Below are 24,849 nucleotides of genomic sequence, written 5' to 3' on the forward strand. Positions count from 1 at the left end.
CATGGACTCGTTTCCCCAGGGAAACGGGTCCATTGTTGTTTGGATCACCACGCTAGGTTGGAATCATGCAGATGCTCGAACAACCAGTGATCGACGCCGGCGCTTTCCGGCTCCGCCCCTTCCAGCCCAGCGACATTCCTGCCGTGAGGCAGGCCTCCACGGACCCCTACATTACGCAAATCACCACGGTCCCGGCGCAAGGAACTGAAGCCGGCTATGCGGCATTCATCGAGCGCCAGCACCGCCGGGTGGCCGAGGGCAGCGGGTATTCATTTGCCATAGCCGAAACGGCCACGGATCGTGCCGTTGGGCAAATCGGCTTGTGGCTGCGCAATGCCGACCACGGCAGGGCCAGCATCGGATACTGGATCGCACCGGAGCACCGCAGGCGCGGCATTGCCAAGCACGCGTTGGCAGCGCTCGGCGCCTGGGCATTGGAGCATCCGGGAATCGACCGGATCGAGCTCTACGTGGAGCCGTGGAACGAGGGGTCGTGGCGGGCCGCTGAAGCGTGCGGCTTCCAGCGTGAAGGGTTGCTGCGCAGCTGGGAACAGGTGGGCACCGCACGCAGGGACATGTACATGTACTCGCGGCTCAGGGCAGCTCCACGAGCCTAGGCGATCGTTTCCAGGCGACGGCGGCGGGCGCGGCGAACGCGGCGGCGGATCTGCTGGGCGATCAGGGCAATCACCACGACCACTGCAGCCATCGCGCCGATGCCAAGGAAGGCCGGGGCGGGTCCGAGGTTGTCGACGAATATGCCGGTGATCGGCGATCCCAACGCGGTGCCAGCGGTCATCGCAGAGCCATACCAGCCCATGGCTTCGCCGCGACGCTTTTCGGCCACCAAGTCGGTGAGCCACTCAGAGGCCGCCGACAGCGTTGGCGCGCACAGGAAGCCGGGGAGTGCGGAAAACAGCGCCAATGACCAGGTATCCCACGCGAAGTACATGGGGATCGTCAGCACGGCCATGCTCAGCAGCAGCACCAGTGGAGAAATAACCCGCTTCATCGACCCGTAGATCAGGCCGCCGACCAGCGAGGCTCCGCACCAGAAGAAGAACACCAGACCCAGTTGGTGGCTCTGCGCCGACGCGTCCAGTTCGGCCACGATGGCCACTTCTGTGCCGGTGAGCAGCATGCCTGCTCCGGCCGCGGCAATGAATACTGCCAGCACCGAGGCGCTGACCCAGTTGAAACGGTTCTTGAAGTTGCGGCCACGCTGCTTGATGCGGGCGCGGGCAGACTTCATGCCGGCTGCGATCAGCTCGCCCTCGACTTCGGGTACACCCATCGGCGCGGCCGCAATGAAGCTGGCCTCCGCGCCCAAGCGTTCCTCGTGCACGTTGGCCCGCGAGGCGATCGCCTTGGGATCATCGCTGCGCGTTGGCGGATTCAGGATCATCAGCGCCAACCCGGCAACCGTCGAGGTCACGCCGATAACGCTCAATCCAATGACGCTGCTGATCTGGGTGGCGACAATGCCGGCGCTTGCAGGTCCGACGATGAACACCAGTTCGGTGGCGGTTGCATCCAAGGCGAAGGCGGTACGGCGTTGTTCGCCGGTGGTCATGATGCCCAGCGCGGTACGCACCACGGAGAAGACCGGTAGCGCGAAGAGTCCGCCGATGAAGGCCAGCGGGTACACCCAGACCAGTGGAACATGCGGCACCGTGCACCAGACGAGTGTTTCGACGATCACCGATGGGATCATCGCGCGGCGCAATCCCCAGACATCTACGCGGGCACCGCGCCACGGGGCGCCAATGGCGATGCCCAAGGTCATGACGGCCGTGACCAGACCGGCCGAAACCCAGGATTGGCCGAGGTTGTTCACCAGGTGCAGGAGCAGCAGCATGCTCAATGCGGAGTGCGGAAGTCGGGCAATCATGCCAATCAGCAACAGAAGTGAGATCTGCGGTTGACGCAAAATCTGCCAATAGCTTTTCATGCCCGGAAAGTTCCTTGTCTGGTCGAAAGGAGCCCGCCGGTTTAGTTCGGCGCGCTGTGCAAACTGAGTTCGAGGGAATCCACTGCTTCAGTGAATTCGGTGTTTTGGGACAAACGTCCGTGGATTGCGCGAGTCGTCTCGCGAGCGTCGTTCTCGCTCGTTCCGGGAGCAAAAACAAACTGCAAGTTCAGTTCCGGTCCGGGACCTCCGCCAAGGACCACTTGCCCGTCCTTGCTGCGTGAGCCGACTCCCCTGCCCGGGGCAACCTTGACGGTCTGCAACTGGCCAAAGCCTTCGGTTGCATCCTGCACCAGGTTGGCGACCTGCTGGTTCTGATAGCTCGGAATCCAGTCGATCTGCTTGGCCAGGTTCCAGACCCCCGGTCGTCGAAGCACGAAGGTGAATTCGCCTCCGGGATCGAGCACCAGCAGCTGGCATTCCTCGCTGACTGCCGAGAGGGCCGCCCGCGGGGCGTAAACCGCCACTGGTCGAGCTTCCTTGTGCCAAGCCTGCAATCGTTCGACGGTCGTGAAGATCGGCAGGGCCATGCGGCCATCTGGAGCCTTGATCTTCACCAGCGCCATATCGGCTTCCTTGTCGGATGCGAAGCCGTGTTCCGTCATGGCTTCTTCGCCGAGCTGGGCTACCACCGCAACGAAAACGCGTGCTTCGGACAAGGATTTGTGCACCTCGCCCTCCCCTGCGCTGCCATCGCGCAAGGCCGCCAGTGCGGCAACGACGTTGGCGTCGGGCTTGCCGTCGTCCTTGTCGAAATTATGCAGGGGGTTGCCTTCACCGCTCAGGTCCCGGCCTTCCCAGTCCTGACCGGCAGAGTCGGTGCTAGAGCCTGCCTGCGCCAGTGCAGCGACAATATGTCCCGGCAGGTGGCGTTTGGGTGCAGATTCAGGTTGCTCGGTACTCATAGCTCCATGCTATCGGTGGTTTCGGGGTTGTTGGAGGGAAGTTTCAAAACTGCAGTCATGAGCTTGGACACCCCTATCCGATGATTTCAGATTTCTTTCCCAGCACCTGCGCGCAGTCGCGGGCCCGAGGAGGGAAAGACAGGGATCCGCTTTCACGAATAAAAAAGACGATTCAAAAGCGCGAGCTTCTGAATCGTCTTTCCCTGCTGCAGCATGGGGCCTAGCGGCGACCTGCTACATCGAGCGCTTCTTGCAAGGTGAATTGGCCCGAGTACAGCGCCTTGCCCATGATGGCTCCTTCGATGCCTTCTGGAACCAGCTCGCGCAAGACCCGGAGATCTTCGAGCGAGGAGATGCCGCCCGAGGCGACAATCGGCTTGCTGGTCTTGGCAGCGATTTCGCGCAATAGTTCAACGTTCGGTCCGCGCAGGGTGCCGTCCTTGGTCACGTCGGTGACGACGTATCGGGCGCATCCGGCATCTTCGAGGCGGGCCAGAACATCCCACAGGTCGCCTCCGTCCTTGGTCCAGCCGTGGCCGGACAAGGTGGTTCCGCGCACGTCCATGCCCACGGCGATCTTGTCGCCGTGGCGGGCAATGGCCTGCTTGGTCCATTCCGGGTTCTCCAGCGCGGCGGTTCCGAGGTTGACGCGGGTAGCGCCGAATTCCAGGGCCCGGTCAAGTGAAGCGTCATCGCGGATACCGCCGGAGAGCTCGACCTTGATATCCAGTTCCTTGGCAATGCGCTGGACAATCTCAACATTGCTGCCACGGTCAAAGGCTGCGTCCAGGTCGACCAGGTGCAGCCATTCAGCGCCGGCGTTCTGCCAGGAGAGCGCAGCTTCCAGCGGGTCGCCGTATCCGGTCTCGGAACCGGCTTCGCCCTGGACCAGGCGCACTGCCTGTCCGCCAGCGATATCTACTGCAGGCAAAAGTTCGAGGATTGGTTGCTCGCTCATGATGTCCTTAGTGAAGAAGTAATGTGATTAGTAGGTCAAGGACCAGGCTGCGATCAGGCTCAGGCCTGCAAGTACCCACAGCGCGATGATCCATGAGATATGGGCCTTCTGGCTCTTCAGCGAAATGGCTCCGCCAATCAGGAAGGCCCCGACAACGCCCAAAATGAGGGTCCACATGCCTAGAGCGTCCCCAACCAGTTGCGAAGCAGCTGCGCGCCAGCGTCCCCGGACTTCTCCGGGTGGAACTGCACTGCCGATAGCGGGCCGTTCTCGACGGCGGCCACGAAGGGCGTTCCGTGCGTCGACCAGGTCACCTGTGGCGGAGTCATCGCTGGCTGGGTTACGTCGAATTCCCACTTCTGAACAGCGTAGGAGTGCACGAAGTAGAAACGTTCACCCTCGATGCCGGCGAACAGCTTGGATCCTTCCGGCGGGCGTACCGTGTTCCAGCCCATGTGCGGGATGACATCCGACTGCAGGCGTTCAACCTTGCCCGGCCATTCGCCAATGCCTTCGGTTTTCACACCGTGTTCCACGCCTTCTTCAAAGAAGACCTGGTGTCCCACGCAGATACCCAAAACCGGCAGGCCACCGGCGATGCGGCGACCGATCCAGCGCAGGGAACCGGTTTTGGCCAGCTGCTCCATGACCGAGGCGTAGGCGCCAACACCGGGGACTACCAGGCCGTCGGCGGCCACGATCTTCTTCGGATCTGCGGTCAGTTCCACTTCAGCGCCGGCGGCTTCCAAAGCGCGCACAGCGGAGCGGACGTTGCCGGAACCATAATCCAGGACAACTACTGTTTTCTTTTCCACTTACAGTGCACCCTTCGTGGATGGGATCTTGTCGCCCATGCGCTCATCGCGCTCTACCGCTTCGCGCAAGGCGCGCGCGAAGGACTTGAACTGCGCTTCAACGATATGGTGCGGGTCGCGACCCGAGAGCACCTCGATGTGAGCGCAGATCTGTGCGTGGAAAGTGATGGCTTCGAAGACGTGACGGGTCATCGAACCGGTGAAGTGACCACCGATCAGGTGGTATTCCTGGCCCGCAGGCTCGCCCGAGTGCACGAGGTATGGCCGGCCAGACACATCGACTACCGAACGGGACAGGGCTTCGTCCAGTGGAGCGTAGGAGGTGCCGAAGCGGCGGATGCCGGCCTTGTTGCCCAGTGCCACGCGCAGTACTTCGCCAATGGTGATCGCGGTGTCCTCGACGGTGTGGTGAACGTCGATGTGGGTATCGCCGGTGGCACGCACGGTGAGATCGATGAGCGAATGCTTGGATAGCGCAGTCAGCATGTGGTCGTAGAACGGCACCGAGGTGCTGATCTCAGAGACACCGGTGCCATCGAGGTCCAGTTCAACGAATACGGACGATTCGCTGGTCACGCGTTCCATGCGGGCGCGACGTGCGCCAATCAATTCGGCAGACATGTCTTCCTTCGCTTGTCTTTGATTACTTCTGCGAGCCGAGCAGTTCGGCAAGTCGTTCCAAGAAGGCTGTGGTTTCCGATTCGGTTCCTGCCGTAACACGCAAGGTTCCCGGGATTCCATTGTCGCGGATGATGATGCCGGCTTCCAACAGGCCTTCCCAAATCTTGTGGGGGTCTTCGACGCCACCGAAGAAGACGAAGTTGGAGTCGGAGACCGATGGCTTGAGGCCAAGTTCCTTCAGGCGCGCGACGATGCGGTCCCGCTGGGACTTGATGTCCTCGACCTGGGCCAACAGCAACTCGATGTTCTTCAAGGCCGCGATGGCGGTTGCCTGGGTCACTGCCGACAGGTGGTACGGCAGTCGCACCAAGCGGATGGCATCGGTGACTTCTGGCGCAGCGGCCAGGTAGCCTACGCGCGCACCGGCCAGACCGAAAGCCTTGGACATGGTGCGCGAGACGATCAGCCGCTGGCGGCCTTCGAGCAGGCTCAGCGCCGAGGTGGTGCTGGCCAAGGAGAACTCGGCGTACGCCTCATCCACGATCACCATGCCGTTATGCTCGCTCATGGCTTCATATACCGCGGTGATGACGTCAAGGCCAAGGGCCGTGCCGGTGGGGTTATTCGGAGAGCAAAGGAAAACGATGTTCGGCTTGTGCTCGCGAACCTGTGCGGCTGCGGAATCGGCGGACAAGGTGAAATCTGCGGCGCGTTCACCGGCGATATATTTCGTGTCAGTACCACTGGCAAGCAGCGGGTACATGGAGTAGGTAGGGCCGAAGCTCATCACGGCACGGCCGGGGCCGCCAAAGGCTTGCAGGATTTGCTGCAGGATTTCATTGGAACCGTTAGCGGCCCAGATATTGTCCTTGGTGAGCGAGTGGCCGAGGTAATCGGCTAGGAGTTCGCGAAGCTCGGTGAACTCGCGGTCCGGATACCTGTTCAACGTTGCCGCCGCCTTGGCCACCTCTTGGGCAATGGCATCGACGACTGTCGGTGGCAACGGATGGGTGTTCTCGTTGACGTTCAGCTGGATGGGCACGTCAATTTGTGGTGCGCCATAAGGGGATAGCCCGCGGAGATTCTCACGCAAGGGCAGCTGACTCAAAAGTTCACTGCGGTCATTCACGCATCAAGTCTACGTGTGCAGCGCGCCTGCCGGTGAATCCGCTACGGCCACAGGTAACAAACTCGAAGCAGGCTGGGGAAGCTAGCCGGCAAGGACCGGAATCGAGAGGGTTTCGCCGACCTGGATTTCGCTGCCGGTCAGGGCATTGAGTTCGGCGATGTGGCCCACTGCCGAGGTCACGTCGTAACCGGTGGCGTAATCCCGGGCCAGGCTCCACAGCGTATCCCCTGGAATAACGGTGACATCAACGGTTCCGACTCCAACAGGAGTATCGGCTGCGGCATGCGCGTCAGAGGCAAACATGGAGATGAAGAAAGCTGCGGCGATGGTGAGTGCGAAAATGGGCATACCCACAAGCACGGCCCATCCGCGACGGTTGATGCGGATCTTCAGTGGTGCCTGGGTCTGATTTGAGTCAAGTGCGACGGTTGCCATGACTTTGTCTCCTCAAGAAATTCAAGTGATGCGAATTTGTATTCGAAAGCATAGATTCGAAAACTTGTTCGAACCTCGTATATCTGTTCTAACAGAGGTTTGCGGAACTTGTCCAGAAGTTTTCGAACAAATCTTTGAAAGAAGCTCGCTTATCTACTAAGATTTCGAAGTAGACGAGCAATGAAAACATCTCACCATCTAGCGCCGACAGTTTGGACTTACGAACTTTCGAATGATTGCTAGGGAAGGCAAAATCTCATGTCAGCTTCACAACGCACTCCCCGATCGAATGCACGTTCGCTGACGATTCGCCAAAAGAAGATCCTGGAGACGATCCAGCGGTCAATCGGCAAGAACGGTTATCCACCATCGATGCGTGAGATTGGTGACGCAGTGGGGCTCAAGAGCCTTTCGAGCGTCACCCACCAGCTGAGCCAGCTGGAAAAGCTCGGCTATATCCGTCGAGATCCACGCCGTCCGCGCGCAATGGAAATCCTGCTGCCTCTGCAGCTGGCCGAAGACGCCGAGAAGGCCGAAGTTTCGAAGCCGGTCGAGCCAGATGCCAGCGAAGACGCCAAGATCATTGAATTGAGCACTTCCGCTGACACCACCATGGTTCCCCTGGTTGGCCGTATCGCTGCCGGCGGTCCGATCCTTGCCGAACAGTCCGTCGAGGATGTTTTCTCGTTGCCTCGTCAGCTCGTAGGCCACGGCGAACTGTTCATGCTCAAGGTTTCCGGCGATTCAATGGTTGACGCTGCGATTTGCGATGGCGACTGGGTAGTTGTCCGCCGCCAGCAGACGGCGGACAACGGCGACATCGTAGCTGCCCTGCTCGATGAGGAAGCCACGGTAAAGACTTTCCGGCAGCGTGACGGGCATACCTGGCTGCTTCCGCAGAACTCGCGCTACGAACCAATTTTGGGTGATGCCGCAACGATCATGGGACGCGTCGTCTCGGTGATGCGCTCTCTCTAGAATACGTACGGTCATTGCGCTGGTGCTCGGCACCAGCGCAATTCTCGTTTAACCCGCTATTGGCCGGCGTTCAACTCGAATTGAGCGGCCGCCGAGAAGATCATCCAGCGTTGGATTGCCGCCGAAAGCCGGCGTGGTTCCTGGTCAGCCAGATGGCGCGCCGTTGCCATGACCAGCCTTCTGGCCTGCTCCCGGCTCCGGGCTTCCAAGCGGACATCATTACCGGCGAGGGCAAGATATCGGCAGAGTATCCCCGCGAACAGGTTGCCGTCTCCCCCGCTGTTGAACGAGAGGACCCCGGCAGCAGTTGACAGCGATTTCGTGGTGGCATCGATCAGTACTTGAGCGTGAGCCAGATCAGCAGGCTCGCCAAGCTCAAGCAATGCCCCGAGAACCAGGCCCTGGTTATAGGTGTAGACCGCTGGTTCCACGGTGTGCCCCTGCGTGGTCAACCGCAGTCCGTCCAGATACAGTCCTCGCTCCACGCTGAACAGATTCTTTTCCAGCCACTGGAGAAGCTCTCGCGCGGTCTCTTTCTCCCCGGTACGGGCAAAGAACAGTGCCGCCGGCGCATTGGCTGGCGTGTTCTTGAAATCCCGCTTTCTGGACCAGTACAGGCCGCCGTCCAGCACCCCATCCATGCCGGCATGGAGCTGCCGTCCCAGCGTCCTAACTGCCGCCTCGGCAGGACGGCTCCTGTGTCCCATCGCCAGCTGGGTGAACTCTGACAGGCGGCCGCAGGCCAGGGCAAGCCAAGCCATGTCGTCGAAGAAGTAGTTGGGCAAGATCCCGAAGTTTCGAATTCGAATGCCGCGCAATAAGCCGTTGGCCCGGGCAAGCGCTTCGCGCGCCCGGTGTTCGTTGCCTTCGTCCCAGTACGAGCGGCCCTCATCGATGATGGCATCCAGATAGTGCGCCTGCCACCAATAGTTCCACTCCGCAAGCGGGTGCGCGAAACCATTGAGATTGCTGAGCATGCTTCCGTCGCGCAACCGATGCGCTTTGCTGTAGCTCTGCCCAATCCACGTTCCGGGCAACCCCATGAGGCGATGCCCGAACCGCTGGTGGGTGTCGATCGCGGCTTGGTGCGCCAATTCCTGCATGGACTCCATGGTGCCTTCCGATTCGAGCTTCATCAGTTCTTGTCACAGACCTTAGTGCATCTGGAAGCATCATGCTGGTACCGGTTAAAGAACTTGAGCTGTCCCGAAGGACAGCTCAAGTTCACATTCTGGCTGCGGCTATTTCCCGCCCGGGTTCAAACGCTTGAGAACACCAGTGATGACCTTCTTATCGACAGTCGGCCACATCGGCGGCAGGGTAGCTTTCAAGAAGCTGCCATACCGCGCCGTGGCCATGCGCGAATCAAGGATCGCCACAACGCCCTTATCCCCGACCGAACGAATCAAGCGCCCAGCGCCCTGGGCCAGGCGAATCGCCGCATGGGTGGCGGCAACCTGCATGAAGCCATTGCCGCCATGCTTGGCCACGTCCTCGGAACGGGCCTTGGAGATAGGATCATCCGGGCGCGGGAAAGGAATCTTGTCGATGATGACCAGCCTGCAAGAATCGCCTGGCACGTCCACGCCCTGCCACAAGGTCATGGTTCCAAACAGGCAGGTGTCGCGTTCGCTGCTGAACTGTTCGACCAGCGACTTCATGCTGGCTTCACCCTGGCACAAGATTTCCACGTCCAAGCGCTCGCGCAAGATGCTTGCCGCTTCCTCGGCGGAACGCTTGGAAGTGAACAGCGCCAAGGCGCCGCCACCGGAGGCCTTGATGAGATCTTCGATCTCATCCAGCGTCTCCGCCGCCAGTTGGCGTCCTGGCTTGGGCAGGTGCTTGGCCACGTAGAGGATGCCCTGCTTGGGGTAATCGAAAGGGCTGCCAACATCTACGCCGGTCCATGATGGAGCGCCGGCGCCCATCAGGCCCAAGGAGCCTGCTACCGAGTCGAACTGCGAGCCAACGGCCAAGGTGGCGCTGGTCAATACGACCGTGCGCCCGTCGAAGAGGCCCTCGCGCAACTTGCCGGCCACCGACAACGGTGCCACGTTCAAGGTTGCCGGCTGGCTTTCATCGGCCTCGACGTAGCCCCGGCCTTCGACAAACTCCCGCGGACGGGTGGTGTACAGGACCTCGCGGCGTTCTTCGGATTCGAGCATGCGAATCGCATCATCCATCACTGCCTGCAGCTGGGAGCGGGCAGTCTGGCGGCCGCCATCGGCCGGTGCGTTGGCTTCGGGCTTGGACAGCGCCAGAGCCAGCCGGGCCTGCTCCACGATGTCGTTCAGGGCAATGCCCATGTCTTCGCGCAGACCATGTTCCAGCAAGCCTGTCGGCAACCCGGTCAACGACTTTTCCAGGCGGTTTGCGGCCTTGACCATCTCATCCGCATTGATACCGCAATGGCGCTTGGCACCGCCAGCGGCGGTAAGCACCATGCGCGAGGAGAGCGCGCCCGAAACCGAGCTGGTCACGCGATCTTGCAGTTCGTGGGCCTCATCGATGATCGCTACTTCGAAGTCCGGGAGAACCGAAAGCCCCTCGAAGGCCGAAACCGCCAGCAGCGCATGGTTCGTAATGACCACGTCGGACTCGGCGGCACGGGCACGCGCCATTTCCGAGAAGCATTCGTCCGCCATCGGGCACTTCTGCGAGCCGAGGCACTCCATGGCCGAAACCGAGACCTGCTTCCACGCCTTGTCACTAACCCCGGGCACCAGTTCATCGCGGTCACCGGTGTCGGTCTCTTCGGCCCATTCACGCAGTTTCATTACTTCGCTAGCCAGCGGCGAGTAAGTGGTGCCGGCAGGTATTGCCGGCTCGTCCATGGAAAAAAGAGTGCCTTCGTCATCCGGGTATCCGCCGCCGAGCTTGTACTGGCACAGGTAGTTCGAGCGCCCCTTGAGCAGCGCGACATCCATCGGGCGCGAGAGCTTGCCCTTGAGCGAGTCGAGTAATCGCGGTACGTCACGGCCGACAATCTGCGATTGCAGCGCCAATGTCGCGGTGGAGACGATCACTGGCTTGGCGCTGGTTTGCGCGTGGGCCAGTGCCGGAATCAGGTAGCCCATGGACTTGCCCGTTCCGGTACCGGCCTGCACCAGCAAATGCTTCTCGTCTTCCAACGCGCTGACCACGTGCTTGACCATTTCCTGCTGGCCGGTGCGCATGGCGCCGCCCATGGAAGTGACCGCGGCCTCCAGGAGCCCCAGGGCCTGCTCTTGCTTATCCATGAAGGTTGAAGGTCTCCAACTCTGCAGCAAAGGAATCGCGCACCTTGACGATCAGCCGGGTGCCCTCCTCCAGGTGTTCGCTTTCCAGGATCTCGGATTCGCTCTGATGCAGCTTGGCGATCAAATCCCCCCGGTTGTAGGGAATGAGTACCTCAAGCTGGACTCCGGGGCGTGGAATCGAGGAGCTGATCTTTTCCAGCAGCTCCTGGATGCCTTCACCGGTATGCGCAGAGACAACCACGGTGTTGGATTCCTTGTTGCGGATGCGTTCGATAACGAACGGATCAGCCACATCGGCCTTATTCACCACGATGATCTCTGGGATGTTCAACGCGTCGACTTCGCCGAGCACGGTACGCACGGCCTGGATCTGCCCTTCGGGATCCGGATGGGACCCGTCAACGACGTGCAGGATGAGATCCGAATCGGCGATTTCCTCCAAAGTGGAACGGAAGGCTTCCACCAGCTGGGTCGGAAGGTTGGAAACGAATCCCACGGTATCGGCCAGGGTGTAGGTCAGCCCGTCTTCGGTCGCCGACTGGCGAACGGTCGGGTCCAGGGTAGCGAACAGCGCGTTCTCCACCAGCACACCGGCGTTGGTCAGTCGGTTAAGCAGCGATGACTTGCCAGCGTTGGTGTAGCCGGCAATAGCTACGGCCGGAACCTCATTGCGCTTGCGGTTGGCACGCTTGGCTTCGCGCGCAGGCTTCATGGCCTTGATCTCGCGGCGCAGCTTCGCCATGCGGTCGCGAATGCGGCGGCGGTCCATTTCAATCTTGGTTTCACCCGGTCCACGCGAACCGATACCGCCACCGGCGGCACCCACGCGGCCACCGGCCTGGCGGGACATCGATTCTCCCCAACCGCGAAGGCGCGGCAGCAGGTATTCGAGCTGGGCCAGTTCAACCTGCGCCTTGCCCTCTCGCGACTGGGCATGCTGCGCAAAGATATCCAGGATCAGGCTGGTGCGGTCGATCACCTTGACCTTGACGATATCCTCCAAGGCGCGACGCTGCGAAGGAGCCAGCTCTGCATCGACAACCACGGTATCGGCACCAGTGGAAGCAACAATTCCGCGCAGCTCTTCAGCCTTGCCCGAGCCGAGGAAAGTCGAGGGGTCCGGCTTGCTGCGGCGCTGCACCAGCCCGTCCAGGACCTCCGAGCCAGCGGTCTCCGCCAAAGCGGCGAGCTCACGCAGGGAATTCTCGGCGTCGGTGACGGTGCCGTCGCTCCAGATGCCAGCCAGCACAACGCGTTCCAGGCGCAACTGGCGGTACTCGACTTCGGTGACGTCTTCCAGTTCCGTGGACAGGCCTGCGACACGGCGCAGCGCACGGCGGTCGTCCAAGTCTTCCTGGTCCCCGTCGAAATGGGTGAGGCCGGAGGAAAAACGGTTCAGTGCAGAGGCTTGCCCGGCGAAGATGGAACTCTCTTCTTCGCCGAAGTGCTGGACCTGCGGGCTCTGCGCATCGTCGGCTGCGAGGATTCGATCGATGGCGGCCTGGATCTGGGCATCATCCATAGATGCCGAATCGTGCTCGTGTGACTCGGAGTTAGTCATGGTCTCCTTAGAAGTACTTCGCTTTCCAGAATAGTGCGGGTAGGCCCCACTTTGCGACGTGGCGCGTTCAGTTTCGGTTGGTTCATCAAACATTCGTGGTCCTTTGCAAGGAGTAAAGGTCTATGAGCAGACAGGTGAATGCATGGTTACCGGTGAGCAAAGGCGAATGCGGGGTTCCAAAAAGAAGAACTGCCAAGAAGGGGAAATGACTTTGCTGTCTGCTGATTCATGCAGGTGGGCGCGCAAGAAGTGCACGGCCAGCTCGTGGAATCGCGGGTAACCAAGAGGATTACGTATTAGACGAAAATGAAAGTCATAGGGAAAACTCTATCAGTGATATCGCGTCGTGCCTATATCGCTTTGCTCACGTTGGCGACCCTGTTCTTTGGGGTAACCGTACTGGGCGATAAACTTTGCCTATGACCTCGGATCACTACTTCACCGCCAGCCCGGCCTCGGCAGACGAACGTCGCACCATCGAAGTCGAGCTCAATGGCTCGCTGCGCAAAGTGCAGACGGCCTCCGGCATTTTCTCCCCTGCCGGGCTGGATAAGGGCACAGCGGTATTGCTGCAGTACGTCCCGGCCCCTCGTGGACGCATCCTGGATATCGGGTGCGGCTGGGGGCCCATCACCTTGGCCGCTGCCGAGCAGTCCCCGCAGTCCGAGGTCTACGGCGTCGACGTCAATGAGCGTTCCATCGATCTGGCCCGCTTGAACGCCACGGCGTTGGGCTTGTCCAACGTTGTTGTCGGCACTCCTGAATCCGTGGATCCGAACCTGGAATTCGACACCATCTGGTCCAACCCGCCCATTCGCATCGGCAAGGATGCCCTGCATGAGCTGCTGATGCTGTGGTTGCCGCGTTTGGCCCCGGGCGGCGAGGCCTGGATGGTGGTGCAGAAGAACCTTGGCAGTGACTCGTTGCAGAAGTGGCTGGTTGAGCAGCTTCCCTCGGAATGGAAGATCACCCGCGAAGCGACCGCCAAGGCCTTCCGCGTGCTGAAGGTAGCGCGCCCGGCCTAGAGGACCGAAGGCAAACCGCAGATTGGCTAGCCGAGCCAATCTGCGGTTCTGCGAAGAACCGGTTCAGTTCTACTGCGCACCGAGGACCCCGCGTGCCACCAGATCCGCGGGGCCGCTGAGGATCGTATCTTCTCCACCGCTTGCATTGCCGCGGAATTCAACGCCGACCACGCCGCCTGGCACCGCAACAGCCCACTGGTTGATCAGCGCGGTGCTGCGCGCCCAGTAGCGTACGGCAGCCGCAGCCGCGCAGGCACCGGTACCGCAAGAGAGGGTCTCTCCTACCCCGCGTTCATGGACGCGCATCTGGACCTGGGCAACTCCGTCTTCTTCAATCAGCGGTTCGGATGGAACCACGAATTCCACGTTGGTGCCGTGGGCAGGAACGGGAGATACCTCTGGTGCCTGGAACAGGTCCAATTCTTCGAGCATTCGGGCATCGGGCAACGCCACAACGGTGTGCGGGTTGCCCATGGTGATGCTCAAGGCAGGCAGGGCCTGTTCCCAGCCACGCGGCTTGACCATGGAGTCCACGGATTTTTCGGCCGCGTCCTGCTCGAAGATCAGGCCCCAAGGACCCAGGTTCACTGCGTAGCCATCGACCAGTCGGGTAATTTCCTTGACCCCTGCACGGCTGCCGATCTGGAAGCTTTGCCCCACCTGGAGGCTCACCAGACCCTCGGCAATCAGGTAGTGCGCGAAGGCACGCACGCCATTGCCGCACATTTCGGCGATGGAACCGTCGTTATTCCGGTAATCCATGAACCAGTAGGCCTTGGGGTTCTCCAGGAACTGCTCTTCGTATCCCGGAACCTTGGAGGTTGGCACGGCACGGATGAGCCCGTCGCCGCCAATGCCGAAGCGGCGATGGCACAGGGCCGCTACCTGTTCGGCGGTGATGTCGAGCTTTGATTCAGGGTCTGCAACCAGTACGAAGTCGTTGCCGGTTGCGTGGCCCTTGGCAAAATGTTGTCCAGCCAGCTGTCCTAGTTCGGTGCGGTACATCTATGCTCCTAGAGTTTTCCTGCGTATATTGGCTAGCCAATGATCTTCAGCGTTTTTTCCAGCAGTCCCGGTTCGATCGGGTTCAGCCAGTTGACCCGCTGGTCTGCATTGAACCAGGTGATTTGCCGTCGCGCGAACTTGCGCGTGGCGATGATCGTCTGGTCGATGGCTTCGGCTCGGGTAATCTGCCCATCCAAGTAGTCAATGTACTGCTGGTACCCGATGGCACGCGAAGCGGTCTTGCCTTCGCGTAATCCTTGTTCAAGAAGTCCTGCGACTTCTTCGGCTAATCCCATGGCATCCATCTTGTGCACGCGGGCCTCCAGGGCTTCGTGCAATGCATGCCGGTCATAGTTCAAACCGATCTGGATTGCCGGTGCGGCATACTCGCGTTGCGGCATGAAAGAGCTGAAGGCCCGTCCGGAAATCTCGTAGACTTCAAGGGCCCGGATCGCGCGGCGCAAATCCAGGTTGCGCCCAGCTGACACCGGGTCCACCTCGGCCAATCGGCGGCGCAGGGGTCCGTCGCCTTCGGCCTCGACCTCAGCCTCCAGCCGTTTCCTGACCCCGGGATCCGTCGGCGGGAAATCGATGACGTCAAGTGCTGCGCGCACATACAGTCCAGAGCCGCCGACCATCACCGGAATCTTGCCGCGGGCCCGGATTCGGGCGAAGTGGTCGCGGGCTTGGGCTTGGAAGGCCGCGACGGACGCTTCCTCGGTGATGGCCATGGTGTCGAGCAAATGATGCTCGATGCCGCCACGTTCATCCACCGGCAGCTTCGCGGTGCCGATATCCATGCCGCGGTAGAACTGCAGGGCATCTGAATTGACGATTTCCCCGCCCAGTTCCCGGGCCAGGGCAATAGCCAAATCTGACTTGCCGGTGCCGGTGGGCCCGACGATGGCGATGACCGGCAGCTTCGAATTGGTCATGTACTTAGCTACGCACTTTCAAGGTTGGCATGCCCAAGCTCGTGCGGCCGATGGAACCGTTCGCAGCTGGGGAAGGTACCCCGCAGCTTTCGGCTTGGGCACGGTCCCAGGCATCCCCGGCACGCGAACGGCGCAGGGAGTACTGGTCAGCGGTGGGATCGGAAATCAGGTGGAATGATGCCACTTCGGTAATGGGCAGGGTGACCAGATCGCCTGGGCGCGGGGCTTGGGCTCCGTCAGGCACAGAGAAGTGCACCAGGCGCTGGTCCTGCGAGCGTCCGGACAGGCGCCGGGTTTCCCCGGACTTGCGTCCGGACTGCTCGGTGGCCATCACTTCTACGGTACGGCCCAGCTGCTTCGCATTCTCTTCCTTGGCAATGCGGTCCTGGAGCGCGGTCAGGCGCTCGTAGCGTTCCTGGACGACGGCCTTGGGAAGCTGGTCTTCAAGTTCGGCTGCCGGTGTGCCCGGCCGCTTGGAATACTGGAAGGTGAATGCCGAGGAGAATCGCGACGCTTCAACCACGTCGAGCGTGGCTTGGAAGTCCTCTTCGGTTTCGCCCGGGAAGCCAACGATGATGTCGGTGGTGATTGCCGCATGCGGGATGCGTTCGCGAACCTTTTCCAGGATGCCCAGGAATTTCTTGGACCGGTAGGAGCGGCGCATTTCCTTGAGGACCCTGTCCGAGCCGGACTGCAGCGGCATGTGCAGCTGCGGCATCACGTTCGGGGTCTCGGCCATGGCATCGATGACGTCGTCGGTGAAGGCCGCTGGGTGCGGGCTGGTGAAGCGCACGCGTTCGAGTCCTTCTATTTCGCCGCAAGCGCGCAGCAACTTGCCGAAGGCCAAGCGGTCTCCGAATTCCACGCCGTAGGAATTCACGTTCTGGCCCAGCAGGGTCACTTCGATGGCCCCATCATCGACCAGGGCCTGGATTTCGGCGAGGATCTCGCCCGGGCGGCGATCGCGCTCCTTGCCGCGCAAGGATGGGACGATGCAGAAGGTGCAGGTATTGTTGCAACCCACGGAAATGGAGACCCAGCCTGCGTACACGGATTCGCGCCGGGTCGGCAAGGTGGATGGGAAGACATCCAGTGATTCCAGGATCTCCAGCTGCGCCTCCTGGTTGTGGCGCGAGCGGGCCAGCAGCGTAGGCAACGAACCGATATTGTGCGTGCCGAACACCACGTCTACCCATGGGGCTTTCTTGACGATGGTGTCCCGGTCCTTCTGGGCAAGGCACCCGCCGACAGCAATTTGCATATTGGGGCGTTCGGCCTTCAGGTTCTTCAGCAGGCCCAGATGCCCATAGAGCTTGTTGTCTGCGTTTTCACGCACTGCGCAGGTATTGAAGACGACAACGTCGGCTGCTTCTTCGGCCAGCTCTTCGGATTTGCGGCTTAGGCCCGCATCTTCCAGGAGACCGGAGAGCCGCTCGGAATCGTGCACGTTCATTTGGCAGCCGAAGGTACGTACTTCATAGGTACGGGGTAGTTCTCCACTGCCGATGTTGCTCAAGGTATGTTGCTCAGTCACTCTTCAAGATTACCGAAGATTGGGTACTGCTGAAATACAGGTGACCCTGGGACGCGCTCCTGCGTGCTGTTCGCAGCGCGTGCCCGCTAATCGTCGGATTCACCGCTTCCCTCGGAAGGGTTAGGATTGAATTAGACTATCTACTAGCCAATTCGGCCTATGAGAGAGATTTCCGTGGAAAACCATTCGCCCCGCCCTCAGCCGGAACCCGAGAAATCCCGCCCATTGCGCTTGTCACGCGGCATGAAGGTCTTCCATATCTGGATGGCCGGATTATCCGCGCTTTTCCTTTTCGCCATCCCGATCGCCATCGGCCTCCTCCCGCCGATGGACCACGAGACCGATGACCTGCTGTTCAATATCGGTGTTGGCTCGGTGCTTGCCGGGATCGCCGCCTTGATCCTATGGGCATACCAGGGCATTGATGATTGGCTTGGACGCCGCAGCAAAGCACCTGCCCAGGATCCGAAGCGCAATTAGTAGCGGCTACCGAAGCGCTCTTCCCATTCTTCGCGCGCGACCTTGAAGGCCAAGCCGCCGTTGTAGCCTTTACGCCCCAGCATCCCTACTAGTCGGCGTAATGCCCTATCCCGATCTGCGCCCATGGATTCCGGGCGAAGTTTCGCGCGAACCAGTTCACGGGCCCGCTGCTCCTCGGCCTCATCATCAATTTGCTCAAGCGCTTCAGCGGCCAGTTCGTCGTCCACGCCCTTGGTGCGCAGCTCGCGCTTGATCGCCCCACGGGCCAATCCGCGCGAGCGCGCGCGGGCAACTACCCACGATTTCGCAAAGCGTTCATCATCAACGAGATTGATCTCGGCATACCGGTCGATGACTTCATCAGCGATATCCTCAGGGCATTGGTTGTCAAGAAGCTTGTCCTTGAGCTGTTTCGCGGTCTTGTCGCTGGCTGTGAGCTGGCGCAGCAAAATGCCACGCGCCTTCTCCCGCCACTGGTCATCGCTGAGCTCTTCGGGCTCCCCGGCTTCGCGCGCCGCTTTTCTCGCTTCGCGTGCTTCGCGGCGTTCCTGCTTCGAGGGTTTGGCCGGTGCGGGCGCGGCAACAATCTGTTCCATCGCCGCACGCAGCTCTTCAACACTGCCCGGTTTCCTGGATTCCTCCGGGAAGCTGGCAATGGTGCGGGAGGTGCTGCCCGCTGGCATGGCTGGGGTTGCGGCGCGCCGGGCGGCGCGTTCCCGCCTAGCTGATTCCTCAGCCGCTTGTGCTTCCACTTCTTCCGGGCTGGGTTTTGCCCAGTCCGGCATGTCCTCGGGATCCCCTTGGAACTCTTTGGAAACGGACGTAGCGTCCGACCCGGAATTCTTTCCGGGTCGGACGCTACGTCGCTGGAAGCCTGGGGCCACTACTTATCGCCCTCGACGACTCGCAGTTCGGTCTCGTCTTCTTCAACTTCTTCCTGTGGCAGAACGCCGAGCTTCTGCAAGATCTGGCGCTCGAGTTCGTCGGCCAGATCCGGGTTGTCGCGCAGGAAGCGGCGGGCGTTTTCCTTGCCCTGGCCCAGCTGGTCCCCGTCGTAGGTGAACCAGGCGCCGGACTTCTTGACCAGGTTGTGCTCGACACCCATATCGATGAGCGAACCTTCGCGGGAGATGCCGTGGCCGTACAGGATGTCGAACTCAGCCTGCTTGAAAGGAGGAGCCATCTTGTTCTTGACGACCTTGCAGCGGGTGCGGTTGCCGACCGCGTTGGTGCCCTCTTTCAGGGTCTCAATGCGGCGGATGTCGATGCGGACCGACGCGTAGAACTTCAGCGCCTTGCCACCAGTGGTGGTTTCCGGGCTGCCGAAGAAGACGCCAATCTTTTCACGCAGCTGGTTGATGAAGATTGCGGTAGTCTTCGAGGCCGAGAGGCGGCCGGTGATCTTGCGCAGAGCCTGGGACATCAAGCGGGCCTGCAGGCCGACATGGCTGTCACCCATTTCGCCTTCGATTTCGGCGCGTGGAACCAGTGCTGCCACGGAGTCGATGACGATGATATCCAGCGCGCCGGAGCCCACGAGCATATCCATGATTTCCAGGGCCTGCTCACCGGTATCCGGCTGGGAGACCAGCAGTGCGTCGGTGTCGACGCCCAGCTTCTTGGCGTATTCCGGATCAAGCGCGTGCTCAGCATCGATGAATGCCGCAACGCCGCCGGCCTTCTGCGCGCTGGCGACTGCATGCAGGGCAACCGTGGTTTTACCCGAGGACTCAGGGCCGTAGATTTCCACCACGCGGCCGCGTGGCAGGCCGCCAATGCCAAGGGCGACATCCAAGGCAACCGAACCGGTAGGAATTACTTCAATGGGTGCACGGGTTTCATCGCCCAGGCGCATGACCGAGCCCTTGCCGTAGGCCTTGTCGATTTGGCCCAGGACAGCCTCTAGCGCCTTTTCCCGATCATTTTTTGCTGCCATGGTTCACCTTTGCTCTTGCAAGCCTGCTACGTACTTGCTCATGAATTTTGTCCTGCAATAGACAGTATGCTTGCCCACCGACACTTTGGACTCCGATAGCCCTCAAGTGTGGACAGTCTCAGTGCTTAAGTTCTTGGTGCAGTTTCCTGCGTTGCTTCCAGGATAACCCTATCCGAACAGGTGTTCGAAATTCAACACGGCATGTTCGAAGATCCAGTGCCGGGACTTTCGAACGGAATCGCTACGATTCCTTCGGCTCGATATCCACGCCAAGCCAGCGTTCGGCCGGAATATCTTGCGCCCTGCACAGGGCTTCCCAAATCTGCTTGGGCTTGACGCCCTTGTCCAGCGCCTGCGCGGCGGTAAGGCTGCCAAGTTCGGTAAGGGCCATGGAATCGGCCAGCACGTGGGAGTACCGCGCGCCGAACTCGTTTTCCATGTTGCGCCAGAAATCGCTGATTTTCACCTAATTATTCTCCCACGCATAGGCAAGGAGCCCACGCATTTCGCGCAGGCTCCTTGCACGGCTGCCGGCGGTCTCGATTACTGAGTAGCGGTAGCCCTAAAAAATTTGGTTCTAGACCGAGGCCAATGGCTTGTTGCCGCTCTTGGCTGCAAACTCGTTGGCCATATCCGTAGGAACGGTATCCGGGATAGCAATGCCCTCTGCCAGGGCAACGCGCTCGGATACTTCACGGAGCATCAGGGACAATGGGATTTCCAGTGCCACGCAGATCGAGGAGAGCAGCTCCGAAGAGGCTTCCTTCTGGCCACGCTCAACCTCGGACAGGTAGCCAAGGGAAACACGTGCGCTATGCGAAACCTCGCGAAGGGTACGTCCCTGGCGCTGACGGACGTCGCGCAGAACATCGCCGATTTCATGACGGAGTACTACCATTTTGTGCTCCTCCTTCTCGGGCTGGACCATATGGGCTTCTCCCATATCGCGCCAACGGACGACACCATTGACAGTTACGGGTTGCTTGACCATGAATTTAGCCTCTGCTCCTAGGTCCATCTCGAAGATCTAATCAAATACGGGGGCCATCCTTGCGGCCCTGCAATTCGTACAACGACAGGTCATACGATTTTGTTCCCGTACATTCACCCTAATCACTTAAATGCGACCTACGCCACATTTGCCGTGATTTTTGCGTAACATCTCGGGAAGAAGAGTATTTCGCGTCTTACTGTGAAGAAGCTTTATCCAAGATGGCAGCGAACTGGTGAAGTGCCGCCAGGGTGCTCTGCTCGCGGATCTGTGCCCGGTCTCCCACGAAGTGGTGGACTTCGGATCCCGAGTCAGCGCCCATGGCCCACCCAATATACACGGTTCCCACCGCCTTGCCATCGTGCGGGTCCGGTCCAGCGACCCCGGTTGCAGAAATCGCCGCGTCTGCACCGCAGGCACGCTGCGCCCCTACGGCCATCTGCCGGGCAACCTCGGGATGCACCGATCCGTGGGAGGCAAGCAGCATCTCGTCGACGCCCAGCAGCGATGACTTCACCGCCGAGGAATAGCTGACAACTCCCCCGCGCAGCACCGCCGAGGCGCCGGGCACCTCGGCCAGGCGCGCGGCAATCATGCCAGCGGTCAGCGATTCGGCCGTAGCCAGCTGCACATCGCCTTCAATGGCCTTGGCGATCACCTCGGGTGCCTGGGGCTTCATGGTGCCGGCCCTACTTCTGCTTCTTGGCCGCGGCTGCCAGCTGGCCGGCCTTGACCAGGTATTCCAGTCCGGTGACCACGGTGACGGCCAGAGTCAGCAGCATCAGGTACCACGCCACGGTGCCCAGCCAGTCGATGGTGTGGGTGTAGGGCAGCAGGTACAGGCCGATCACGATGGCCTGCAGCACGGTCTTGATCTTGCCGCCCATATTCGCGGCAATCACGCCGTAGCGGATGACCACCACGCGCAGCAAGGTGATGCCCCATTCGCGCACCAGGATCACGATGGTGACCCACCAAGGCAGCTCGGCCAGGATCGAGAAGCAAACCAGCGCCGAACCGGTGAGCAGCTTGTCGGCGATCGGGTCCGCGATCTTGCCGAAGTTGGTGACCAGCCCGCGGCTACGCGCCAGGTCCCCGTCGAGCTTGTCGGTATACATGGCCACCACGAAAAGTCCCAGCGCGACGCAGCGCCACAGGCCTTGCTCGTGGTTATCGGCCATCAGGGCCCAGACGAAGAAAGGCACCATGATGATGCGGATGGTAGTGAGCACGTTGGCGATGTTCAGCGTCGGTACCGGTGGCTGGGCACTGCGGCCAGCTTGCTCGCTCATGGGTTTCAGTTTCTTCCTGTCAGGTCCCAGGCGTCTTCGCCAGGTTCGTCGGAGCCATCGAAGTAGTCGACGGCTTGCGGGCGATCTTCCAGATCCTTGGCAACCAGGTCCTCGGCATAGTCGGTGACCGGCTCGGCGTGGTTCACGTTGGCTTCGGCCACCAGCGCGGCCTCGGTGGCCGACGGGGTGCTGGTCGCCGGGTCATCGCCGCGCATCGCGGCCAGGACCATGGGCAGGTCATCGGGCTGGATCAGCACATCGCGGGCCTTGGAGCCCTCGGAAGGGCCGACCACGCCCCGCGATTCCATCAGGTCCATCAGGCGTCCGGCCTTGGCGAAGCCCACGCGCAGCTTGCGCTGCAGCATCGAGGTGGAGCCGAACTGGCTGGTGACCACGAGCTCGGTAGCCTGCAGCAGCAGATCCAGATCGTCTCCGATGTCCTCATCGATCTGCTTCTTCTTCTCGGCAGCCGGGATCACGTCTTCCCGGTACTCGGGCTTCAGCTGGCTCTTGACGTGCTCGACCACGCGGTGGATTTCGGATTCGGTCACCCAGGCGCCCTGCACGCGCATCGGCTTGGAGGTGCCCATCGGCAGGAACAGGGCGTCGCCCTGGCCCAGCAGCTTCTCGGCCCCGGGCTGGTCCAGGACCACGCGGGAGTCAGTGACCGATGAGGTCGCGAAGGCCATGCGCGAGGGCACGTTGGCCTTGATCAAGCCGGTGACCACATCCACCGAGGGGCGCTGGGTGGCCAGCACCAGGTGGATGCCGGCGGCACGCGCCAGCTGGGTGATGCGCACGATGGACTCTTCGACATCGCGCGGGGCGACCATCATCAAGTCGGCGAGCTCATCGACGATCACCAGCAGGTACGGGTAGGGCTTGAGCACGCGCTTGGAACCCTCCGGAGGGTGCACCTTGCCAGCCTTGACCGCCTTGTTGAAGTCGTCGATGTGCTTGAAACCGAAGTTGGCCAGATCGTCGTAGCGGGTGTCCATTTCGCGGACCACCCAGCCCAGTGCCTCGGCGGCCTTCTTCGGGTTGGTGATGATCGGGGTGATCAGGTGCGGCACGCCTTCGTAGGCGGTCAGCTCCACGCGCTTGGGGTCGACCATGACCATGCGCACCTCGTCCGGGGTGGAGCGCATCAGGATCGAGGTGATCATCGAGTTCACGAACGAGGACTTGCCCGCGCCGGTGGCGCCTGCCACCAGCAGGTGCGGCATCTTGGCCAGGTTGGCCACGACGAAGCCGCCTTCCACGTCCTTGCCCACGCCCATCACCATCGGGTGCTCGGTCTTGCGGGCATTGGAGCTGCGCAGCACATCGCCCAGCGCCACGACTTCCTTGTCGGTATTCGGGATCTCGATGCCGATGGCGGACTTGCCCGGAATCGGCGAGAGGATGCGCACATCCGAGGAAGCCACCGCGTAGGAGATGTTCTTGGACAGCGCGGTGACCTTCTCCACCTTGGTGCCCGGAGCCAGCTCGATCTCGTAGCGGGTCACCGTGGGCCCGCGGGAGAACCCGGTGACCTTGGCGTCGACCTTGAACTGCTGCAGGGTGTTGGTCAGCGCATCGACTACCACCTGGTTGGCCTCGGAGGCTTCCTTGGCCGGCGGGCCAGCAGGAAGGTAGTGCTCCTCGGGCAGGGTGTAGGTGACATCCCCGGACAGCTGCAGCTGCTCGCTGCGCGCGGGGATCGGGGCCTGCGGGGATGCGGCGAGCCCGGCGGCGCGCGAGGAGACCTGGTCCATCGCGGAGGTGGTGGCCTCGGGTTCGGCCTTGAGCCCGATATTGGCCATGATCTCGGCCATCTCGGATTCGGCCTTGGTCGGGCGCTTGACCCCAGGCGGAGGACCGGAGGGCTTCGTGATGGCCACCGTGGCGGTGTCTTCCTGGGCCGGGGCGGCGGCGGACTCGAAGTCCGGGCGGGCGATGGCCTGGGTGGCGGCCTCGTCGGCGTCGAAGATCTTGCCGGAGTTGCGGTTGACGGCAGGCATCGCGCCGGTGGACTGCTCGGCAGGATCATCCTGGCCGATGACCGCCTTGTCGTAGGCGACATCGCCGGGGCGTTCAGCGTGCTCGCCGCCGTCCACGTCGTAGACCTCGGTGACCTTGCGGGCGGCCGCGGCCCGGCGTTCGAAGAAGCCGGGCTTCTTCTTCCTGGCAGCGGGGGCCGGAGCCTCGTCCTGCGGGTAGAGGTAGGACTGGTCATGGTCCTCGCCGGCTGGATCAAGTTCCACTGCGGCCGTGGGGCGGGCGGCACGGGGTGCGTCCGGGTCCTGGCCGAGCAGGCGGTTGTAGCCCGAACGCACGCGCGAAGGGATCTGCGTAAATGGCGTGGCGGTGACGATCAGGATGGACATGACCACCAGGAAGATGAACACGGCCATGGCGCCCGGGACCGAGATCAGCAGGCCCAGCGGGGTGCCCAGGATGGAACCGGCCATGCCGCCGGCATTCCAGAGGGCCTGGAAATCGTCGGAGACCGCTGGCGAGCCGTTGGCCAGCGAGGCGATGGACGAGCCGGAGAGCGTCATGATCAGCAGGCCGATGCCGATGCGGTTGTTCGCGGTGACCGCCTCCGGGTAGCGGAAGAGCCGGAAGGCGCCGATGAACAAGATCACCGGCAGCAGCACGGCCATGAAGCCCAGGGTGCCGCCGGCGACCGCGTGCACGCCGGTGCCGAACCAGCCCGCATCGCGCAGGCCCCACCATTCGATGATCGCGACGATCATCGAGATCAGCGCGAGGAACAGTCCGGTGCCGTCGCGGCGCAGCTCGTAGTCAGGCTTGACGGTTCCGCCGATGCGGCGGAATGCGCCTCCGAAGATCCGGGCAATGCCCATCCACACGCTGCGTATTGCGCGCAGCGGCAGGGCGAGTTCCGCATCCGGGTTCTCGGGCGTTTTCTTGGAGGACGAGGAGCCAGGCGCCTTGGGTTTGCGCGCCGCGGTCTTCTTCGTCCCCTGAGACTGGGTACGTGGGGCCATACTCCAAGGGTATCGCCCCCGGCTGGATGCACCCCGAATTTACAC

Annotated in this window: 25 protein-coding genes; 4 read left to right on the plus strand and 21 right to left on the minus strand. The window is 61.5% G+C overall.

Features of this window, described 5'->3' with window-relative positions; translation table 11 throughout:
• The first annotated feature begins 71 nt into the window (after window positions 1-71).
• Window positions 72-617 (plus strand): GNAT family N-acetyltransferase, encoded by a 546-nt coding sequence (locus AAZQ98_RS08480; protein ID WP_400342864.1) that lies wholly within the window; start codon window positions 72-74, stop codon window positions 615-617.
• Here AAZQ98_RS08480 and AAZQ98_RS08485 read toward each other — a convergent pair.
• From AAZQ98_RS08485 to AAZQ98_RS08520, 8 genes are all read right to left on the minus strand, one after another.
• A complete protein-coding gene (locus AAZQ98_RS08485; protein ID WP_105658151.1) occupies window positions 614-1,951 on the minus strand; it encodes an MFS transporter in 1,338 nt (445 codons plus the stop codon). The two genes, AAZQ98_RS08480 and AAZQ98_RS08485, sit on opposite strands and share 4 nt — an antisense overlap.
• 41 nt (window positions 1,952-1,992) lie before the next feature.
• Window positions 1,993-2,874, minus strand: a complete 882-nt coding sequence (locus AAZQ98_RS08490; RefSeq protein ID WP_434691397.1) for an SseB family protein — start codon at window positions 2,872-2,874, stop codon at window positions 1,993-1,995.
• Window positions 2,875-3,094: 220 nt separating this feature from the next.
• Window positions 3,095-3,832 (minus strand): bifunctional 1-(5-phosphoribosyl)-5-((5-phosphoribosylamino)methylideneamino)imidazole-4-carboxamide isomerase/phosphoribosylanthranilate isomerase PriA, encoded by a 738-nt coding sequence (gene priA / locus AAZQ98_RS08495; RefSeq protein WP_105658153.1) that lies wholly within the window; start codon window positions 3,830-3,832, stop codon window positions 3,095-3,097.
• 27 nt (window positions 3,833-3,859) lie between these two features.
• Window positions 3,860-4,009: a hypothetical protein gene (locus AAZQ98_RS08500; protein WP_166650645.1), complete on the minus strand. Its 150-nt coding sequence runs from the start codon at window positions 4,007-4,009 to the stop codon at window positions 3,860-3,862.
• Window positions 4,010-4,011: 2 nt separating this feature from the next.
• Complete coding sequence (gene hisH / locus AAZQ98_RS08505; protein WP_105658154.1) at window positions 4,012-4,647, minus strand: imidazole glycerol phosphate synthase subunit HisH; 636 nt, start codon at window positions 4,645-4,647, stop codon at window positions 4,012-4,014.
• Window positions 4,648-5,268, minus strand: a complete 621-nt coding sequence (gene hisB, locus AAZQ98_RS08510; RefSeq protein WP_013348471.1) for an imidazoleglycerol-phosphate dehydratase HisB — start codon at window positions 5,266-5,268, stop codon at window positions 4,648-4,650.
• 22 nt (window positions 5,269-5,290) lie between these two features.
• Window positions 5,291-6,397, minus strand: coding sequence for a histidinol-phosphate transaminase (locus AAZQ98_RS08515; RefSeq protein WP_105661883.1), 1,107 nt, complete (start codon window positions 6,395-6,397; stop codon window positions 5,291-5,293).
• An 81-nt stretch (window positions 6,398-6,478) separates the two neighbouring features.
• Window positions 6,479-6,832, minus strand: coding sequence for a LysM peptidoglycan-binding domain-containing protein (locus AAZQ98_RS08520; protein WP_105658156.1), 354 nt, complete (start codon window positions 6,830-6,832; stop codon window positions 6,479-6,481).
• Window positions 6,833-7,090: 258 nt separating this feature from the next.
• On the opposite strand from AAZQ98_RS08520, the gene lexA reads away from it, so the two are divergent.
• Window positions 7,091-7,810: a transcriptional repressor LexA gene (gene lexA / locus AAZQ98_RS08525; RefSeq protein ID WP_105658157.1), complete on the plus strand. Its 720-nt coding sequence runs from the start codon at window positions 7,091-7,093 to the stop codon at window positions 7,808-7,810.
• 56 nt (window positions 7,811-7,866) lie between these two features.
• Here the strand turns inward: lexA and AAZQ98_RS08530 are convergent, their stop codons facing one another.
• The 3 genes from AAZQ98_RS08530 to hflX all read right to left on the minus strand — a co-directional run bounded on the left by AAZQ98_RS08530 (window position 7,867) and on the right by hflX (window position 12,703).
• A complete protein-coding gene (locus tag AAZQ98_RS08530) occupies window positions 7,867-8,946 on the minus strand; it encodes a glycoside hydrolase family 76 protein (RefSeq protein WP_434691403.1) in 1,080 nt (359 codons plus the stop codon).
• A gap of 105 nt (window positions 8,947-9,051) precedes the next feature.
• On the minus strand, window positions 9,052-11,049 hold the full coding sequence (locus AAZQ98_RS08535; protein WP_434691404.1) for an ATP-dependent DNA helicase: 1,998 nt from the start codon (window positions 11,047-11,049) through the stop codon (window positions 9,052-9,054).
• A complete protein-coding gene (gene hflX, locus AAZQ98_RS08540; RefSeq protein WP_434691407.1) occupies window positions 11,042-12,703 on the minus strand; it encodes a GTPase HflX in 1,662 nt (553 codons plus the stop codon). Before hflX ends, AAZQ98_RS08535 begins: the two co-directional genes overlap by 8 nt.
• Window positions 12,704-13,029: 326 nt before the next feature.
• Here hflX and AAZQ98_RS08545 point away from each other — a divergent pair, with 326 nt between their 5' ends.
• Complete coding sequence (locus tag AAZQ98_RS08545; RefSeq protein ID WP_105658161.1) at window positions 13,030-13,635, plus strand: class I SAM-dependent methyltransferase; 606 nt, start codon at window positions 13,030-13,032, stop codon at window positions 13,633-13,635.
• A 69-nt stretch (window positions 13,636-13,704) separates the two neighbouring features.
• On the opposite strand, the gene dapF is transcribed toward AAZQ98_RS08545, so the two are convergent.
• From dapF to miaB, 3 genes are read right to left on the minus strand one after another with little or no spacing between them, the layout of a single operon-like run.
• Complete coding sequence (gene dapF / locus AAZQ98_RS08550; RefSeq protein ID WP_434691409.1) at window positions 13,705-14,640, minus strand: diaminopimelate epimerase; 936 nt, start codon at window positions 14,638-14,640, stop codon at window positions 13,705-13,707.
• 32 nt (window positions 14,641-14,672) lie between these two features.
• Window positions 14,673-15,575 (minus strand): tRNA (adenosine(37)-N6)-dimethylallyltransferase MiaA, encoded by a 903-nt coding sequence (gene miaA, locus AAZQ98_RS08555; protein WP_434691411.1) that lies wholly within the window; start codon window positions 15,573-15,575, stop codon window positions 14,673-14,675.
• A 4-nt stretch (window positions 15,576-15,579) separates the two neighbouring features.
• On the minus strand, window positions 15,580-17,109 hold the full coding sequence (gene miaB, locus AAZQ98_RS08560; RefSeq protein WP_105658164.1) for a tRNA (N6-isopentenyl adenosine(37)-C2)-methylthiotransferase MiaB: 1,530 nt from the start codon (window positions 17,107-17,109) through the stop codon (window positions 15,580-15,582).
• 159 nt (window positions 17,110-17,268) lie between these two features.
• Here miaB and AAZQ98_RS08565 point away from each other — a divergent pair, with 159 nt between their 5' ends.
• Window positions 17,269-17,589: a hypothetical protein gene (locus AAZQ98_RS08565; protein ID WP_434691413.1), complete on the plus strand. Its 321-nt coding sequence runs from the start codon at window positions 17,269-17,271 to the stop codon at window positions 17,587-17,589.
• Here AAZQ98_RS08565 and AAZQ98_RS08570 read toward each other — a convergent pair.
• The 7 genes from AAZQ98_RS08570 to AAZQ98_RS08600 all read right to left on the minus strand — a co-directional run bounded on the left by AAZQ98_RS08570 (window position 17,586) and on the right by AAZQ98_RS08600 (window position 24,804).
• Window positions 17,586-18,374, minus strand: a complete 789-nt coding sequence (locus tag AAZQ98_RS08570; RefSeq protein WP_105658166.1) for a regulatory protein RecX — start codon at window positions 18,372-18,374, stop codon at window positions 17,586-17,588. The genes AAZQ98_RS08565 and AAZQ98_RS08570 overlap by 4 nt on opposite strands.
• A gap of 98 nt (window positions 18,375-18,472) precedes the next feature.
• Complete coding sequence (gene recA / locus AAZQ98_RS08575) at window positions 18,473-19,525, minus strand: recombinase RecA (protein WP_105658167.1); 1,053 nt, start codon at window positions 19,523-19,525, stop codon at window positions 18,473-18,475.
• 241 nt (window positions 19,526-19,766) lie between these two features.
• Window positions 19,767-19,991 carry a DUF3046 domain-containing protein gene (locus tag AAZQ98_RS08580; RefSeq protein ID WP_434691417.1) on the minus strand — a complete coding sequence of 75 codons (225 nt, stop codon included), beginning with the start codon at window positions 19,989-19,991 and terminating at the stop codon, window positions 19,767-19,769.
• Between the two features lie 111 nt (window positions 19,992-20,102).
• Window positions 20,103-20,516 carry a helix-turn-helix domain-containing protein gene (locus AAZQ98_RS08585; RefSeq protein ID WP_105658240.1) on the minus strand — a complete coding sequence of 138 codons (414 nt, stop codon included), beginning with the start codon at window positions 20,514-20,516 and terminating at the stop codon, window positions 20,103-20,105.
• 196 nt (window positions 20,517-20,712) lie between these two features.
• On the minus strand, window positions 20,713-21,195 hold the full coding sequence (locus AAZQ98_RS08590; protein WP_434691420.1) for a CinA family protein: 483 nt from the start codon (window positions 21,193-21,195) through the stop codon (window positions 20,713-20,715).
• A 10-nt stretch (window positions 21,196-21,205) separates the two neighbouring features.
• On the minus strand, window positions 21,206-21,808 hold the full coding sequence (gene pgsA / locus AAZQ98_RS08595) for a CDP-diacylglycerol--glycerol-3-phosphate 3-phosphatidyltransferase (protein WP_434691423.1): 603 nt from the start codon (window positions 21,806-21,808) through the stop codon (window positions 21,206-21,208).
• 5 nt (window positions 21,809-21,813) lie between these two features.
• Window positions 21,814-24,804 (minus strand): DNA translocase FtsK 4TM domain-containing protein, encoded by a 2,991-nt coding sequence (locus tag AAZQ98_RS08600; RefSeq protein WP_434691424.1) that lies wholly within the window; start codon window positions 24,802-24,804, stop codon window positions 21,814-21,816.
• Between the last annotated feature and the right edge of the window lie 45 nt (window positions 24,805-24,849).

The sequence above is a fragment of the Glutamicibacter sp. Je.9.36 genome (assembly GCF_051129975.1).
In the GTDB taxonomy this organism is placed as follows: Bacteria; Actinomycetota; Actinomycetes; order Actinomycetales; family Micrococcaceae; genus Glutamicibacter.